Below are 17,935 nucleotides of genomic sequence, written 5' to 3'. Positions count from 1 at the left end.
AGATCCCTAAACCCTAACGAAGTCTTGCCATTACAAGGCGAGGTCTGTGTGACACCCCCGTTTAAAATATCGGCAGGAACAAAAAGCTGGTAAGTTTAGTTTTACGATGATTCCCAGATAGCTTCCTATCATTAATTCCCCCTCCCTATGCAATTACGAGATTCGATTCGCCGTACCAAAATTGTCGCTACAGTTGGACCTGCAACTAGTAGTCCAGAAATGCTGAAGGCAATTATCGAAGCAGGTGCGACAACCCTACGGCTGAATTTTTCCCATGGTTCCCATGCCGATCATCAGCGTAGCATTCGTTTGATTCGACAAACAGCCTTTGAACTAAATCAACCAGTTGGTATTCTTCAAGATTTACAAGGTCCCAAAATCCGTTTGGGTAAATTTGAGGATGGGTCGATAGTTGTGGCAAAAGGCGATCGCTTCACCCTCACAAACCGTCCAGTAGTGGGAAATCAAGATATTAGCTGTGTGACATACGACTATCTGGCGGAAGAAGTCCCCAAAGGTGCCTGCATCATGTTAGATGATGGACGGGTAGAAATGGTAGTTGAGGATATAAATAAGGAAAAAGGAGATTTACATTGTCGGGTGACGGTTGGTGGAACCCTTTCCAACAGCAAAGGTGTCAACTTCCCCGGTGTTTACCTCTCCATCAAAGCCATGACAGACAAAGATCGTGAAGATCTGATGTTTGGTTTAGATCAAGGTGTTGACTGGGTAGCATTGTCCTTTGTTCGCAACCCCCAAGACATCATCGAAATTAAAGAACTAATTTCCAGCACCGGGAAACAAGTTCCAGTGATTGCCAAAATCGAGAAACACGAAGCCATCGAACAAATGGAAGCAGTGTTGGCACTTTGTGATGGTGTCATGGTAGCGCGGGGTGACTTGGGTGTGGAATTACCTGCCGAAGATGTCCCCGTTCTCCAAAAGCGTCTGATTGCCACCGCTAATCGCCTTGGCATCCCCATCATCACCGCTACCCAGATGTTGGATAGTATGGTGAATAATCCCCGTCCTACCCGCGCTGAGGTGTCGGATGTGGCAAACGCAATTTTGGACGGCACTGATGCAGTAATGTTATCCAACGAGACAGCCGTCGGTAAATTTGCAGTGGAAGCAGTAGCAACCATGGCAAGAATTGCCGAACGTATCGAACAGGAAGCATATGAAAATACCAATGCACGAAAGGGAGATACTCGACGTTCGATTCCCAACGCCATTAGCCAAGCAGTAGGACAAATTGCCGAACAATTAGGTGCAGCGGCGATTATGTCGTTGACACAAACAGGTTCCACAGCCAGAAATGTGTCTAAATTTCGCCCACAAACACCAATTTTAGCTGTCACCCCCCATGTCAACGTGGCACGTCAGCTACAAATGGTGTGGGGTGTCAAACCGTTGTTAGTATTGGAATTACCATCTGCGGGACAAACCTTTCAAGCTGCTTTGAATGTGGCTTTAGAAAATAAATTAGTATCAGAAGGTGATTTAGTCGTAATGACAGCAGGAACCTTACAAGGGGTTTCAGGTTCCACCGACTTAATCAAGGTTGAAGTTGTCACAGCAGTTTTAGGACATGGTATCGGTTTGGGACAAGGTTCTGTAACTGGTCGTGCTAGAGTTGCCCACAGCAGCTTAGATGCAAGTAATTTTAATAATGGTGATATTTTAGTTGTCTCGCGCACAAGTGCAGATTTTGTCGATGCGATTCGCAAAGCATCAGGTATTATTACTGAAGAAGAAAGTCTTACAAGTCACGCGGCTGTTATCGGTATGCGTTTGGGTGTACCCGTGATTGTAGGGGTGAAAGCAGTAACAGAGATAGTACGTGATGGCACAATTTTAACAATGGATATTCAGCGAGGTTTAGTTTACTCCGGTGCAGTTGGAGGTACAGTCGTCACAGGGTGAAGATGGGAGATACAGCACAATCTCATGAATATTCAGACCCCCGACTTGTTGAAGAAGTCGGGGGTCTTGAGATTTCTGATCATTTCTTTTGTGGAACTTTAAAATCTAGTTGAGGCAAAGAAGTTAGTAGTGATGGCTAATTTTATTTAGAGAAACTATATTTGAGTTGTTATATATTATGTGAAAAGATGACAATATCAAGAGTTATAGGATAAAAATTATGGCTTTTGCTCACGAAATTAAATTTTTCCTCAAAGAAGAAGAACTATACGCTGCTTTATTTGACAATCCACCATTCTTTGGTAATGAGTTTTGGATCAAAAATGTCAAAGCAAAAGATCTAGGAATTTGTCAGTTACCAGAAAATATCAAACTGGAAAAAAAATATAAAATACAAGAATTAGGAATTAAGCCTTTTCATACTACGAAACCTGAGTTTGAGTTTATGGATAAGTTAGCTGAAACAGCTTGGAAAACAGGTGTAAAAATCGTCCTGGAAAATTACTTATATTAGATATAGGAATCCGGTTTGATTTTTGAACAAAATTAGGTATTTGTAGGGTGCGTTAGCGTTTCGCGTAACGCACCATTCTCAAGGGTTTGGTGCGTTACGCTGTCGCTAACACACCCTACGTATCTTTTCAAAAATCAAATATGAGTCCTATAGATTTCTTAAATTACATAAACATCTTTAAAACTTCCGCTGTAGCTTCTCCGGTTTTTTCCCAACTAAAATTTTTAGCCTGTTTTAAACCCAGTTGGGAAAGATGCGATCGCATTTCTCCATCAACGGCTATTTTTAGCATAGCATCCGTAATTTCTTGGGTGTTGTAGGGATTGATCAAAATTGCTGCATCTCCTGCCACTTCGGGGAGAGAAGACAAATTAGAGGTGATAACGGGAGTACCGCAACCCATAGCCTCGAGAACAGGGAAACCAAAACCTTCCCATAGGCTCGGAAACACAAGTGCGATCGCATTCTGGATTAAAATGGGTAAATAGTCATACGCTACATAATTCAAAAACTTCACCTGCTCAGTAATACCCAACTCCCTAATTTGACTTTCTAAAATTGGTGTAAACCGTTTATCAGTTGAACCCACCAACCATAATTCATACTCCCTCACATCAGCAGAGGGATGATTCTTCACTAATGCCGCAAACCCAGTAATCAACCTTGGCAGATTTTTATAAGGATCATGTCTACCCAGATAGAGAAAATAGGGATTTTTTTGAGTAGCTAACTCACCCTCAGATTTTACAGTAGGACAAAAATGATTAGCATCATAACCTAATAATATCGGAGTAATTTTACTAACTGGAACCTGATAAAACCTAACAATATCATCAGCAGTCGATTGAGAATTACAAATAATATGTTGTGCTTGCTTTAAAACTTGAGGAACATAATAGCGAAAATATTGAGTTAACGGCGAATAAAACTTCGGAAAACGCAAAGGAATCAAATCATGAACCTGCACAATATAGCGACAGTGGCTATAAATTGGTGCTTCCGGAATCGGAGAAAACAACAACTTAGAATCTCGATTTTTATAGATTTTGGGCAACTCCAACTGAGTCCAAAGTAACCTTTTAAAATGTCCCCTCGAACCCTGTGCAGGAGTCATATCACCCGGAATTGAAAAACACTCAAAACCAGAATAATCCTGAGAACTCAACAAAATTGGATTCAACCCCCTCAAAACCGGGAAAAGATTAGTAGCATAATTACTAATTCCCGTAGGTTGAGAAAAAACAACCGACAAATTAACCAACAAACCACCCATCTCTTCCCCTCCTCTCTTCTCTCTTCTCTCTTCTCTGCGAAACTCTGCGCTTACCTCCGCGCTCTTTGCGTTAAAATATTAACTCTCATCCCTTCTCCAAAAACGCCAAACACCGCTCAACTTAGCCAAACCAGTCTGAGGTTTAAACAACATCAAAACCATTGCCAAACCCAACAACCTCAGCAACCTTAACCCAAAAATAAACCCATTTGTATAGCGTTCCAAACTCAACAAATAACTATAAGTACTATGATTAACCTTATTAAAAACATTACGATTAGTAATCGAAGAAGGAACATGTAAAACATCCACATTCTTAGTAATCGCTACAACATGTCCTTCCTGACGATATCGCTGACAAAAATCAAAATCCTCATAATATAAAAAATAATCATCGTCGAAATAAGGACATTCCAAAAAATTCCTCAAATTGATCATTAAACTACAACCAGAAACCCAATCACAAGTAACATAGTCCACATCACTATTACTCAAAAAATCCTTTTCAGCAATTTCTCCCACCCCTGAGAAAAAACTGCCACCAGCAAACCAAACCTTCCCAGCAGTAGTATGAATAATCGTACCTAAAATCGATATATGTGGATGCAACTGAAAAAACATCCGAGGGTTAAACCGAATATTTTCTGGCAAAAAAGCATCAGGATTAATAATCCAGATAATAGCTTGAGTATCTTGAGTGTAAATCCAGCGAATACCCAAATTACAGGCATTACCAAAACCCAAATTAGATTCAGCATCAAAAATCAACACAGATTCACTTCTAATCGAATCAAGGGAATCATCATCAGGAGAATTATTCACCACTATCAACTTAAACTCCAATTTTTCCTGATTCAGCAGGGAAGTAATTAGTTTTTTGAGCAAATCTGTAGAGTAATAATTTACAGTTAAAAAATAAATCATAAATAGATATTGTAAAAAATTAGTAAAAGACTCTGATGAATTATTTACGTTTGTTTAGCGCTAACATCTGCAAACTTCCAGAAATAATTATCGAAAATCCATTTATGCTTAAATTAAAGATGAGTGTTTATAAATTAGCTATATCGACAACATGGGAAGTAGTAGATTATCAGACTCTCTAGGTGACACGTCAAGTCAACCACCGAAAATCAGCATACTCACGATGTTTCAACTGGGTTTATTCCAAACAGGGTTGGGAATGATGTCCATTCTTACCCTGGGAGTCCTTAACCGGTTGATGATTGGTGAATTGAAAATTCCGGCTGTAATTGTGGCAGTTGCGATCGCTATGCATCAATTTGTCGCGCCAGTCCGTGTATACTTTGGACAACTGTCTGATAGTAAACCCTTTTTGGGCTATCATCGCACAGGTTATGTTTGGTTGGGTTCAAGTCTGTTTGCGATCGCGTCTTTCATCGCGGTACAAATAGTGTGGCGAGTTGGTGCCAGTTTACAAACAGGCTGGAATCTGCAAAGCTATCTTTGGATAGGCTTACTCGGTTTGGTGTTTGCATTATATGGTATCGCCATCAGCGCCTGTTCAACACCATTCACAGCTTTACTAGTGGATATTTCCGACGAAGACAACCGCTCAAAATTGGTAGGTATCGTCTGGTCAATGTTGATGGTAGGGATTATCATTGGAGCAATCATCAGTAGTGGTTTACTGAAACAGATTGCCTTAGATGCTCCCATTGAAGTCATTCAAAGTCAAATTAATCGACTTTTTCTCATAGTTCCCATTTTTGCTTTCGGACTTTGTTTTGTTGCCACTTTTGGAATTGAGAAAAAATACTCCCGCTTCAGTCAACGGACAATTCCTAGCAATCGAGAAGACAAAATTACTTTAAAACAAGCTTTAAAGATACTCACAGCAAGTCCCCAAACTGCTATATTTTTCAGCTTTTTACTGATTATGACTATTAGCTTGTTTATGCAGGATCCAGTAATGGAATCCTACGGGGATAAAGTCTTTAAAATGACTATTGCTGAGACAACTAAACTCAATGCTTTCTTTGGAACTGGAACATTAATTGGTTTAGCCACTGCTGGGTTATTAATCGTACCACGTTTAGGCAAAAAGACTACAGTTAAACTGGGATGTATTGCAGTTGCTATTACTTTAATCTTAATCATCTTCGCCGGGACTACAGCAAATCCCAAAGCACTCCAATTAACTCTAATTCTATTTGGATTAGCTTCCGGTGCCACCACTACAGGCGCTCTCAGCTTAATGCTAGACTTAACAGCAACCGAGACAGCCGGAACATTTGTTGGCGCTTGGGGTTTATCTCAAGCTTTAGCTAGGGCATTAGCAACCGTATCTGGTGGTGCAGTTTTGAATTTGGGAAAAGTCTTAACCAATAATACACCACTTCCATCCTACGGTTTAGTCTTTGCTATCCAAGCAGCGGGGATGCTAGTGGCATTACTAATTTTGAGTCGAGTTAACATTAGTGAATTCCAGCGTAATATCAAAGACGCAAACGAATTACGTCGCACAAATTTTGCATCCATCCTCGAACAAGAATTAGATTAATCACTTCAGATTTATATGACTAATTGGACGAATATTCTCAACTTCACCCAAGCTACTTGTGAGGAAGTTGGGAAACAGCTTTTAAAAGATTTTGGACAGGTGCAAGCTGACAACAAAGCTGATGGTAGTCTAGTTACCAAAGCTGATAAATGGGCTGATGCGGCAATTACTCAAGCCATAAGCAAGAATTTTCCCGAACACGGAATCCTCTCTGAAGAAGGATTAAAAGTGCTTCCTGAAAATGAATGGTGTTGGGTAGTTGATCCTTTGGATGGTACCACTAACTTTACTCGTGGAATTCCCATTTGGGGTATTTCCATCGGGTTGTTATATCGTGGTGTACCCGTGTTTGGTTATGTTTACATGCCAAATTTAAATGAGGCTTTTCATGGTTTTTGGGGTGGTGATTCGGGTTTGGAAATACCCCAAGGTGCCTTTAGGAATAATAAACCAATTCATGCTAGTAAAGATATTCCCAGTCAACACCATTTCTTTAATGTTTGTTCCCGCAGTACTGGAATTATTCAACCTGGTTTTCCCTGCAAAATCCGCATGTTAGGAGTTGCCAGTTATAACTTTTTGACTGTGGCAACTGGTGCGGTTTTGGGAGGGATTGAAGCAACTCCCAAAATTTGGGATATTGCCGCAGCTTGGGTAATTGTAAAAGCATCTGGTGGTGCTTGGGTAGGGTTGAATCGGGAACCTTTTCCGGTTGCTGTTGGGGTTGATTATCGTGATGTGTGTTTTGCGACTTTGGTGCTGGGTGATGGGAGGTTAGAAAGTGTTTTTAGGGGGTTAGTGGAATAGAATTAAATCATATTATGTCTGGTTCATTGCCCATAATGTAGAGACGCGATATATCGCGTCTTTATAACAGTTATGTTACTTGACATGATACTATGGCTATTTTATTTGTATTCTCTCGCAAATTTGGTATATTTGAAAATCCATAAACCTTTATCCAGCTTCGATTATAGCTATATATTCTTATTAAGTTACAACCCTTTTTTGCGTCTAAATATACTTTTTTCATAAAGGAATAGGTAGAACTATTCTTAGCAACATAGTGAAATATTATGGATCAAATGGGAATACTAGAGATGACAATATTGAATATGTAGGTAACTGCTACACAATGGGAAAAATCAGCAACCAAAATCATCGTTATCAACCCCATATCTCGGCTTCCATAGCATTTTGCTTGTTAATCCTTAATATACTTGGTTGTAGCCAAAATCAGCCAAATTCTAATGCTAGTCAGATGAAAAATGTTGTAGAGACTGCAACTAAGCAAAAAAGATTTGATGGAATTACCATCACTGCTGTAACTTTCGATAAACCAATTGGGGTAGGTGTTGAACGTCGTGCGCGGGAGTTTGAAAAACTGACAGGTGCAAAAGTCAACGTGATCAAGTTGCCAATCAAAGATGTTTTTCCCGCGATGCAACAGGACTTTGAAAACAAAACTAACAAGTATGATGTAGTTGTTTTCTCGCCACAATGGATGACAGATTTTGCCCAGCCTGGTTATCTGGAAGATTTAACGGAGCGCGTCAAAGCCGATAAGTTGCTGGCATGGGATGATATTGCCCCATTTTTCCGAGAATTTACGGCAACCTATAAGGGAAAAATCTATGCTGTTCCTGTGGATGGTGACTTTCATATGGTCTACTATCGCACAGACCTGTTAGAAAAAGCCGGACTAGAACCGCCCCGCACTTGGGAAGATTATATTGCGATCGCCAAAAAATTCCACGGACAAGACCTTAATGGTGATAGTAAACCGGACTATGGTACCTGTATGGCGAAACAACCAAAGCACGCCAATCATAAGCTGTTTTGGTCGGTAGCGAGTCCATTTCTCCAAAGTCAGGGAACTCAACAGGGCAGTTATTTTGATCCAGAAACGATGAAACCGTTAGTTAATAACGCTGCCTTTGCGAAAGCTTTGGATATCCACAAAGAAACTAATAAATATTCACCACCACAAGAAATGACTCTGAATTTATATCAAGCCAGAGATTTATTTTTTGATGGGCGTTGTGCGATGACTCTCGATTGGGGTGATGTGGGAACATTGTTAAGCGATCCAGCCCATGCACAAATCAGTGAGAAAATTGGTGCTTTGATCTTACCTGGTAGCAAAGAGGTTCTTGACCGCAAAACTGGTAAATTAGTCCCCTGCGATAAATTTACCTGTCCCTATGCTATTGATGGAGTGAATCATGCTCCCTATGGTGCAGTGGGTGGATGGGTAGGGGGAATTAATGCTACAGCCAAACCGGAAGTTAAAGATGCTAGTTATGCGTTGATTTCCTACATTAGCCAACCCGCCCAATCTAATGTTGATGTCACAATTGGAGTTACTGGTTTTAATCCTTACCGCATATCTCAATTTACCAATCGTGAAACCTGGCTAAAATCAGGCATGAAAGATGTAGTAGTCAGTAAATACTTGGGTGGTATTGCTGTGAGTCTGAAAAATCCTAACATGGTATTGGATTTGCGTGTACCGGAAAATGCCCTCTATGAACGAGAAATTTTAGATACTGCTTTAGATGATTTTCTGTTGAGTAAGAAAACTCGTCAAGAAACTATGGAGTATTTAGAACGGGAATGGGAAAAAGTCACCAGCAAAAAAGGGCGAAATTCCCAAATAGAGGCTTATCGGGGCAGTTTAGGGATTGAATAATGATTGGGGAAAATATCAATGTTACGCTGGAATCTCAGTACTAAAGTTGTTGTAGCTTATTCAGGCTTAATTGCCCTCATGGCTGGGGTATTAACTACGACTCTTTACTGGCAATTTCGTACAGCCCATCAGCAAGCAATGCGCGATCGCCTTTTGGATTTGTTGAGTTTAACAGCACCACAGGTTGACAGCGACTACCACTCTTTGACCTTGGCTACTAAGGATGTAGATAGACCCTTCTACAAAATCAACTTGCAAAAACTCCAAACCGTACAAGAGAGTAGTAACGGAGTTAATCATATTTATACATTGCGTCCCCAAAATAATGGTCAATTTAAAATTGTCTTAAATTATGCTCCCAAATCAACACCCTTGATAGGTCAATCTTTGGCAACTGTTACTCCAATTCTCTCCACAGAAGGCTTTACCCTATCTCAATCCAAAGTCGAGAATAGTTTGCTGAAAAATGCAGATAACCAACCAGTTTTATATGGATATGCCCCTATTAAAGACCAATTCGGACGATTAGAAGGAATTTTGGCGATTGAATTAGATGCTAGTTCCATCGTGCAAACAGAAATCATCGGTAGCGCGATCGCTTTGGGAATTTTCCTAGTGATTTTAGGATTCACAGTAGTCATCGTGCGTTGGTTAGCGCGATCGCTAATTGTCAACAGAACCCTCCGCATTAATCATGCAGCGAAAAAAATTGCGGCTGGAGAATGGCATCAATCTTTATCAACTGATAGTGAGGATGAATTGGGTGAATTAGCCAAGTCTTTTAATTATATGGCTCAACAACTGCAAAATTCATTCCAAAAACTGGAAGAATACTCCCAAACTCTTGAACAAAAAGTTAAGGAACGTACCGCAGAATTAGAACAAGCAAAATTAATCGCAGATGCAGCAAACCAAGCTAAAAGTACTTTCATTGCTAACATGAGCCATGAATTACGCTCTCCTCTCAATGCTATTCTCGGTTTTGCTCAAATTATGACTCGCTCTCAAGCCCTGGGGAAGGAAAATCAAGAAAATGTCGGTATTATTTATCGTAGTGGTGAACATCTTTTAACTTTAATTAATAATGTTCTCGACCTATCAAAAATTGAAGCAGGAAAAACTACCCTGAACCCTAAAAACTTTGACCTCCACCGGTTGCTAGATGATATTCATGATATGTTCCAAATCAAAGCTGAAGAAAAAAATCTCCAGTTAATCATGGAATATGAACCCGATGTACCTCAATATATCAGAACTGATGAAGTCAAATTGCGTCAAGTGCTGATTAATTTGATTAACAATGGGCTGAAATTTACTCAGAGTGGTGGTGTTTCCATTAGAGTTGGTCATCAAAAAAATACACTTGCAAATGAAGATGCTGACACTATAAATTTTGAAGTCGAGGATTCAGGAGCTGGGATTGCTCCAGAAGAATTAGGGGAACTTTTTGAAGCTTTTAGTCAAACCACAACTGGAAAACAAGCCCAAGAAGGTACGGGTTTGGGATTACCGATTAGTAGGCAGTTTGTTTCTCTTATGGGAGGAGATATTCAAGTTAAAAGCCAAGTAGAAAAAGGCACAACATTTTTCTTTGATATTCAAGTTACGAGAGTTAATGCCAACGAGATTGATACCAGAAAACCGACTCATCGCGTGATTGCTTTAGCTCCAAATCAACCAACCTATCGTCTGCTGATAGTTGACGATAAACCCTTGAATCGTCAGTTACTAATTAAACTGCTTTCTCCTCTGGGATTTCAACTCCAGGAAGCAAGTAATGGACAAGAAGCAATTAATATTTGGGAAACCTGGGAACCCCATCTAATTTGGATGGATATGCGAATGACTGTCATGGATGGTTATGAAGCCACTCAAAGGATTAAAAATACCACAAAAGGTCAAGCAACCGCAGTTATAGCGGTCACAGCTAGCGTATTAGAAGAAGAAAAAGCTGTAGTACTTTCTGCTGGATGTGATGATTTTTTGAGAAAACCTTTCCGAGAGGAAGAAATTTTTCAGGTAATGCATAAACACCTTGGTGTGAATTTTATTTACGAAGACTTGACAGTAATTCAAACTACAGAAACAACAACCAAAGAGATTTTAACCGTAGAAGCGATCGCTCAACTGCCAACCAAACTTTTAGAACAACTCCAAGAGGCAATCATTACTTCTAATCTTGATTTAATTGCTCAGGTTCTTGAACAAGTTGCAATCTACAATGCACCGCTATCTAAAGCGATAGGAACTTGTTTGTACAACTTTGAATATGAAAAAATTTTACATCTAATTGCCTAGAATCAAAGAGTATAATTAATAAAAATGGATATTATTAATAACATCAAAAACCTGGCTGAAATTGTTGTCATTGACGATACACCCGCCAACCTACATTTACTAACTAATCTGTTAAAACAAAATGGCTATCTAGTGCGACCTTTTCCTAGTGGTCAGTTAGGATTAACAGGAATTGAACACGCTATCCCTGCTTTAATTCTGCTCGATATTCAAATGCCGAATATGAACGGATATGAAGTTTGCCAACACCTAAAAACACATGAAAAAACCTGCGATATTCCAGTTATATTTATCAGTGCTTTAGATGAAACAATAGATAAGGTAAAAGCTTTTACTGTAGGTGGAGTAGACTATATAACCAAACCCTTTCAAGCAGAAGAAGTTTTAGCTCGGATTGCAACTCATTTAGACCTCAATCGCTTACAAAAACTATTAAAACAAGAAAATTATCTGCAAGCGCAACAATTAGCAGAACAAAATCGCCAACTTCAGGAAATGAATCGGTCATTAGAAAAAACTAATGAAGAACTAATTCAAAGTACCCGTCTTAAGGATGAATTCCTCGCTACCATGAGTCACGAATTGCGTACTCCCCTGAATGCAATTTTAGGGATGACGGAAGCATTACAGGATGAAATTTTTGGAGACATTAACGAAAAACAACTTCAAGCCCTGGCTACAGTCGAACGTAGTGGAAACCATCTACTCGAATTAATTAACGATATTCTTGATGTCTCTAAAATTTTATCAGGACAGATTGAATTAAACTACACCAACACCGCAATTATACCCCTATGTCAACAAAGTCTCGAATTTATTCAACCTCAAGCTGCCAGAAAATCAATTCAGCTAAAAAGTAAATTTTCTGTAGATTTGCCAGATTTCCGCATTGATGAACGACGAATTCGTCAAGTATTAATTAATCTACTGAATAATGCAGTAAAATTTACCCCAGAAGGAGGAGCTATTACTTTAGAAGCTATTTATCCAATCAAAATCAAGCAACGAAATTATCTACAAATCTTTGTCAAAGATACAGGAATTGGTATCGCTTCTGAAGATATTCAAAGAATATTTGAGCCTTTCATCCAACTCGATAGTAATCTCAATCGCAAGTTTGAAGGTACGGGGTTAGGGCTAACTTTAGTTAGACGCATTGTAGAACTGCATGGGGGAGAAGTTAGCTTAACCAGCGAGTTAGGGGTAGGTAGTTGTTTTGCGATCCTAGTAAGTGAATGTAATAATTTTTATTAAATGAAAATATTTATTTTTGCAAAAAAATATAGAAATTGTGTCGCCTTAAATTAAATTAAGGAATAGCAATTAAATAAAATAAATTTATTGTGAAATGGGCAGCGTTCGACTGAGCGCTCGCGCCGAAGTCTTGCCCGTTAATCTGATTGAGCAGGCTGGATGCCTACTCCACAAAAAATAATCTTGCATTTTATTTAATCTTCATTTCTTAGTATTAATTTTTCTCTTCCACATCAAACCGAACTTGTCGATATAACTTTTTCACGGCAATCGAAATTCCCACACTTTCCAAATCTAAATTATCCTCTTCTGAGTAGGTATGTAAAACCCATAAACCTTGCTCATTACGACGGAAACATTCCACAGCAATTTCATCTGATTCAATTAAAACATATTCTTTTAAAGTGCTGGATTGACGGTAGCAGGTAAATTTTTTCCCTCGATCAAAAGCTGCGGTGGATGGAGAAAGCACCTCTACAATTAAACAAGGATATTGCACCACATCAATTGATTCTTTATCTCTTTGGTCACAAGTTACCACTACATCTGGATAATGATAAGGTCCTGATTCCGATACTTGGACTTTTACGTCAGAAATATATACTTCACAGCCCTTTTCAGCTAAAAAATCATCTAACTTAGTAAACAAGTTACCTGCAATGCGGTTATGGGGTTTTGTTCCCCCTGTCATTGCAAATACTTCTCCGTCGATGTATTCATGGCGGAGTTCTTGAGTTTTTTCCCATTCTAGGTATTCTTGGGGACTCATATATGAAAATTGAGGATTAGCAACCATTTTGAATTAGTGCTGGGGAGGGAAATCTTGATAAATATATTATCAATATTTTTAACGCAGAGGGGCGCGGGGGGAAGCGCAGAGTTTCGCAGAGAAGAGGAAGAAGAGAGGAAGAGAAAGGAGGAGGGGTGTTATTTGAGGATAATATCAGCGATCGCTTGCTCTGGGAAAGGGTTATTATCTGGTTCACTCAGAAGCAAAGTCTTTTGAATGGGGTTTTTCTCTGGGAGTCGTCGTTGAACGCGGCTAGGGATGCCGTAACCATAAATAATATGCCCCTGTCCGGCTAGGGTGATGATTTGGTGTTGGGGGTTAATTTGGATGTATTTGGCGATGGTTTCTGCCATAGTTTCATCCCAGAGGACTTGGGTGAGGAAGAATCTATCGACGGCTTTGCTGTTCCCTGGGTTGCTGGTTTGATGCTGATTAAAGATATCGGTAATTAACTTTTTGTATGCTTGGTTATCGGTGCGGATTTCACTGAAGGGGGGTATTTGTTTTCGTTCTTCAGGGGTGAGACTTTCTAAGCCGTTGCGGGAGACTTTGCGGCTAATTTCGCTGGGGGTGTTGAGGGCTAAAACTGGAATTTTATTGTTTTTGGCATAGCGAAGAATAGGTGCGTATAATTTCCAGGGAAAACCCCAACGTTCTTCATACTCGGTTTGTTTAACTAGTTCTGTTTCTGTGAGTTTCCCACTGAGGTATTGATTGATGATTTCCTGGTAGGGACGCTGAAACATCTCCAACGCGATCGCTATTTTCCGCCGACGCTGATATAGTGCTTTGATGATCTCTAGTTGGTTCTGATGATCTTTTTCGCTGTCGTGGGTTTCTCCCAGATATACAACATCTGCTTTGGCTAGTTCTGGTATGACTTTGGCTACACTATCAACACATTGACTAGATGTAAATTGAGTCACACAGCCAGTTTCTACTTTTTCCCCATAGGTTGGCACAGCACAAACGAAGCAACAACCCAGAGAAATAGCGAGTATTTTTTTGCAGAAGCTATAGGAATAATTCATAATTTGTCAATTTATATAGTCATATTCTAAGTAAGTAGGCACTCTGATTAAAAAATCAAGCACATGGGAATTCATTGTTGAGAAAATTACAGGCTTTCATTCTCAGTTAATTCCAAGCCACCACGATAACCTGTAATTAGACGACTGCCATCCTGAAAGATATGTACCTCAATTTGGTCACTTGCCCAATTAATTTGATCCTTTAAAGCCGGATTAAATACATGTACTCGCTGATTACTGGAAGAAACAGGAGAATCCGGAGAATTAATCGCTAAAGACTCAACGTAAGCACCATCAATCAAAATATCTAACTCATCTAATAGGTCTTTGGCTCCAATTGGTGCATAATCAGATTGAAGTTGCTCTAAGGTAAAACCGCTAAAGGACATCACATTTAACCCCGCAGCTTTGATTTTGTGTGCCAGTATTCCCAGGGTTGTAGCTTGCCAAAATGGTTCCCCTCCAGAAAACGTGACCCCTTGATTACGAGGGTCTTTGAGGATTTTCTCTACCAAATTATCCACGGAGATCAGTTGATTTGGGGCAAATGACCAAGACTCTAAATTAAAACAACCAGGACATTCGCGTAAACATCCCTGTACCCAAACCACAGCACGAGAACCAGGACCATTTACTTCTGATGCATCTACGTAACCCATGATATTTAGATAACCATCTGGAATTTCTGTTTCGGAACCATAGGGGTGATTTTTGGGTTGAGTCATTTTTTCCTTTTATTGTTGATATGAGGGGAATAAAAAGTTGTTTCAGAAGGAAAGGGAGCTTCGATGCAGCTGTTTAACTAACAAGCAACCCGTTAAGGCTGTTCACTGCTAACTGTCTGAAATATTCCTTAACTTCTGGTTACAAAGTGCCGCAAAATCCTATGCTAGATCGGTTGGACTGTGTTGAACTGTTTACAGTTAGCGGCTAGGACGCATTCTTAAAAAAGGACGAACAACAGATGATTGATACTGCAATTGAAGCAATTGTTGCCCGCGAAATTCTTGATTCACGGGGAAAACCGACTATAGAAGCGGAAGTACATCTATTTAATGGCGTGGTAGGCTTGGCACAGGTTCCTAGCGGTGCTTCGACGGGTACATTTGAGGCACATGAACTACGAGATGGTGAAAAAAACCGTTATGGCGGTAAAGGTGTACTCAAAGCAGTGCAAAATGTGAGAGATGCGATCGCGCCTCGGCTACTAAACATGGATGCCCTTAATCAGGAACTCCTCGACAAAACCATGATTAGTATCGATGGTTCCCACAATAAAGCGAATTTGGGAGCTAATGCTATTTTAGCTGTATCCTTGGCTTCAGCAAAAGCTGCTGCTGAGTCTTTAGCTATTCCCCTCTACCGCTATTTGGGTGGACCATTATCAAATTTATTACCCGTGCCGTTAATGAACGTAATTAATGGTGGGGCACACGCCTCAAATAACGTTGATTTTCAGGAGTTTATGATTGTACCAGTGGGTGCAGGCTCCTTCCGTGAAGCTTTACGCTGGGGTGCTGAGGTATTTGCGACCTTGGCGAAAGTCCTGGATGATAAAGGCTTACTCACAGGTGTGGGTGATGAGGGTGGATTTGCCCCAAATTTGGAATCTAACCAAGTTGCTTTAGAATTACTTGTGGCTGCGATTGAAAAGGCTGGATATAAACCAGGGGAAGAGGTAGCCTTAGCTTTAGATGTTGCCGCAAGTGAGTTCTACAAAGATGGGCAATATGTCTATGATGGCAAACCCCATTCTCCTAGCGAATTTATCGACTACATGGCACAGTTAAGCAATCAGTATCCCATTGTTTCCATTGAAGATGGTTTACATGAAGAAGATTGGCAAAACTGGCAAGCATTAACTACCAAAATTGGTAATAAAGTGCAGTTGGTTGGGGATGATTTATTTGTCACCAATGCTACACGCCTCAAAAAAGGTATCGAAGAAAAAGCAGCGAATGCAATTTTGATTAAACTCAATCAAATTGGTTCCCTCACCGAAACCTTGGAAACTATCGATTTAGCTACCCGTAACGGTATCCGTTCGGTAATTAGTCACCGTTCCGGAGAAACAGAAGATACAACCATTGCGGATTTGGCTGTTGCAACCCGTGCTGGACAGATTAAAACTGGTTCATTATGTCGTAGTGAACGGGTAGCAAAATATAATCGTTTGCTACGGATTGAGGATGAATTAGGAGAACGAGCAGTTTACGCTGGAACCGTAGGTATGGGACCAAAGTAATTTGGTTGCATTGATTTAAAGGTATACACCAGTTTTCACGCCTTTGAACCACATCAACCGTAGGGGTAAAGCACATTGCTAAACCCCTACAGGTGGTCTATTTACCTGAAAATAGCTATAAAACCTTTCCCAAGACAAGCCACTTCAAAGTGTCAGCTTCCCCAAACTTCAACCGATAGTAGAAGATTTGAAATATGGAATATGTTGAAAACACACAGTTAAATACTAAGATTTTAGTGAAAGAAACTCTCATTTCCCCAGGATTCTATACAACTAATATCAGAAAACTTTCTAATGTTGATACTGTTAGCTTCCAAGAAATCTTTAATAACGCTGTCGCCAATTTAAAAAATGACTACAGCAAAGACAAGTATATACGTGACGACAGATTTAATCAGTCTTGGGATCACATTCAAGGTGAGGCGCAAGAACTCATAATTAAACTTCTAGAAATGTACTGTGCTGCTGAGTATTCAGGATTTATCCTGTACAAAGAACTATCATATCAACTCAAGGAAACAAACAGCATCCTTTCCGATGGATTTTCTCTAATGTCTCGTGATGAAGCCCGTCATGCTAGTTTCCTAAATAAAGCTCTCTTAGATTTTCATGTTAGACCTAGCTTAGATTTTCTAAAAAAAGAACATAGACAATATATTTCTCTGCCTTTTTCGTGGTTTATCTATTCTACCTATCTGTCTGAGAAAATTTCTAGCTGTTATTACATAACTATTTTCGAGCATTTACAGGCTCATCCTGAATACTCCATCTATCCTATTTTCAGCTTTTATAAATCATGGAGTGAAGATGAGAATCGACATGGAGATTTTTTTGGCGCAATTATCAAATCGCAACTACAGTTTTCTAATGGATTAATAGCAAAATTAATCTGCAAGTTCTTTTTGCTGTTGATTTTTAGTATGACATACTTCAAGTATAAGAGTAACGATAAACTGCTCGCATTACTTGGGCTAGATGCTCGTGAATACTATGTTTCTACAATACAAAAGGTCAACAACTCTATCAGAAAAGATTTGCCTGTAATTCTTGATGTTGAAGATCCACATTTTTTTGAAAAATTAGACATTTGCTTGTTGCATATTTCAGAAAACAAAAAAATTAATATATCTAATCAGAATATGTTTCTAAAATTGCTCAGAAAAATTCCACATCATCTTACAATTTTATCGATTATGTTACGTCTACTTATGATGAAATCAATGAGAGGATGAAAATTTTGAAGGCAGCAGGGTTATCTCGATCTTACTAATATTCCTACGGAACGCTAAAAGCAATAAAGCTCCGCTTCGCTAAAAGCAAACGACTTATGTCGCGCAAGCTTCGCATTATTAGCTTCATCTAGATTGTGCTAGCGAACGACTAACGTC

General features: G+C 39.6%; 14 protein-coding genes. 9 read left to right on the top strand and 5 right to left on the bottom strand.

Annotated elements, in window-relative coordinates:
- The first annotated feature begins 147 nt into the window (after nucleotides 1–147).
- Together pyk and CAL6303_RS02690 are read left to right on the top strand one after the other, a co-directional pair.
- Nucleotides 148–1,926, top strand: a complete 1,779-nt coding sequence (gene pyk / locus CAL6303_RS02695; RefSeq protein WP_015196284.1) for a pyruvate kinase — start codon at nucleotides 148–150, stop codon at nucleotides 1,924–1,926.
- Between the two features lie 220 nt (nucleotides 1,927–2,146).
- Entirely contained in the window at nucleotides 2,147–2,440 is a 294-nt protein-coding gene (locus CAL6303_RS02690) for a hypothetical protein (RefSeq protein ID WP_015196283.1), read from the top strand.
- A 163-nt stretch (nucleotides 2,441–2,603) separates the two neighbouring features.
- Here CAL6303_RS02690 and CAL6303_RS02685 read toward each other — a convergent pair whose 3' ends face one another.
- On the bottom strand, nucleotides 2,604–3,713 hold the full coding sequence (locus CAL6303_RS02685) for a glycosyltransferase family 4 protein (RefSeq protein ID WP_015196282.1): 1,110 nt from the start codon (nucleotides 3,711–3,713) through the stop codon (nucleotides 2,604–2,606).
- A 78-nt stretch (nucleotides 3,714–3,791) separates the two neighbouring features.
- The gene (locus CAL6303_RS02680) at nucleotides 3,792–4,637 is read right to left on the bottom strand and encodes a glycosyltransferase (RefSeq protein WP_015196281.1); all 846 of its coding nucleotides are present in this window, start codon (nucleotides 4,635–4,637) and stop codon (nucleotides 3,792–3,794) included.
- A gap of 151 nt (nucleotides 4,638–4,788) precedes the next feature.
- On the opposite strand from CAL6303_RS02680, the gene CAL6303_RS02675 reads away from it, so the two are divergent.
- The 5 genes from CAL6303_RS02675 to CAL6303_RS02655 all read left to right on the top strand — a co-directional run bounded on the left by CAL6303_RS02675 (nucleotide 4,789) and on the right by CAL6303_RS02655 (nucleotide 12,481).
- The gene (locus CAL6303_RS02675; protein WP_015196279.1) at nucleotides 4,789–6,237 is read left to right on the top strand and encodes a BCD family MFS transporter; all 1,449 of its coding nucleotides are present in this window, start codon (nucleotides 4,789–4,791) and stop codon (nucleotides 6,235–6,237) included.
- A 15-nt stretch (nucleotides 6,238–6,252) separates the two neighbouring features.
- On the top strand, nucleotides 6,253–7,044 hold the full coding sequence (locus tag CAL6303_RS02670) for an inositol monophosphatase family protein (RefSeq protein ID WP_015196278.1): 792 nt from the start codon (nucleotides 6,253–6,255) through the stop codon (nucleotides 7,042–7,044).
- A 259-nt stretch (nucleotides 7,045–7,303) separates the two neighbouring features.
- A complete protein-coding gene (locus CAL6303_RS02665) occupies nucleotides 7,304–8,929 on the top strand; it encodes an ABC transporter substrate-binding protein (RefSeq protein ID WP_238993766.1) in 1,626 nt (541 codons plus the stop codon).
- Nucleotides 8,930–8,947: 18 nt separating this feature from the next.
- On the top strand, nucleotides 8,948–11,227 hold the full coding sequence (locus CAL6303_RS02660) for an ATP-binding protein (RefSeq protein WP_015196276.1): 2,280 nt from the start codon (nucleotides 8,948–8,950) through the stop codon (nucleotides 11,225–11,227).
- A gap of 24 nt (nucleotides 11,228–11,251) precedes the next feature.
- On the top strand, nucleotides 11,252–12,481 hold the full coding sequence (locus CAL6303_RS02655) for an ATP-binding protein (protein ID WP_015196275.1): 1,230 nt from the start codon (nucleotides 11,252–11,254) through the stop codon (nucleotides 12,479–12,481).
- 214 nt (nucleotides 12,482–12,695) lie between these two features.
- Here the strand turns inward: CAL6303_RS02655 and CAL6303_RS02650 are convergent, their stop codons facing one another.
- The 3 genes from CAL6303_RS02650 to CAL6303_RS02640 form a co-directional block, all read right to left on the bottom strand.
- On the bottom strand, nucleotides 12,696–13,277 hold the full coding sequence (locus tag CAL6303_RS02650; protein ID WP_015196274.1) for a Uma2 family endonuclease: 582 nt from the start codon (nucleotides 13,275–13,277) through the stop codon (nucleotides 12,696–12,698).
- Nucleotides 13,278–13,408: 131 nt separating this feature from the next.
- Nucleotides 13,409–14,302: a ChaN family lipoprotein gene (locus tag CAL6303_RS02645; RefSeq protein ID WP_015196273.1), complete on the bottom strand. Its 894-nt coding sequence runs from the start codon at nucleotides 14,300–14,302 to the stop codon at nucleotides 13,409–13,411.
- Nucleotides 14,303–14,388: 86 nt separating this feature from the next.
- The gene (locus CAL6303_RS02640) at nucleotides 14,389–15,027 is read right to left on the bottom strand and encodes a 4Fe-4S single cluster domain-containing protein (protein ID WP_015196272.1); all 639 of its coding nucleotides are present in this window, start codon (nucleotides 15,025–15,027) and stop codon (nucleotides 14,389–14,391) included.
- A gap of 239 nt (nucleotides 15,028–15,266) precedes the next feature.
- On the opposite strand from CAL6303_RS02640, the gene eno reads away from it, so the two are divergent.
- Complete coding sequence (gene eno, locus CAL6303_RS02635; RefSeq protein WP_015196271.1) at nucleotides 15,267–16,547, top strand: phosphopyruvate hydratase; 1,281 nt, start codon at nucleotides 15,267–15,269, stop codon at nucleotides 16,545–16,547.
- A 194-nt stretch (nucleotides 16,548–16,741) separates the two neighbouring features.
- Nucleotides 16,742–17,779 (top strand): magnesium-protoporphyrin IX monomethyl ester (oxidative) cyclase, encoded by a 1,038-nt coding sequence (acsF, locus tag CAL6303_RS02630; protein WP_015196270.1) that lies wholly within the window; start codon nucleotides 16,742–16,744, stop codon nucleotides 17,777–17,779.
- Nucleotides 17,780–17,935: the final 156 nt, after the last annotated feature.

The organism is Calothrix sp. PCC 6303 (genome assembly GCF_000317435.1).
GTDB lineage: Bacteria > Cyanobacteriota > Cyanobacteriia > Cyanobacteriales > Nostocaceae > PCC-6303.
Note: the sequence above shows the minus strand (reverse complement) of the source record. Positions and strands in the feature narration are given on the sequence as shown.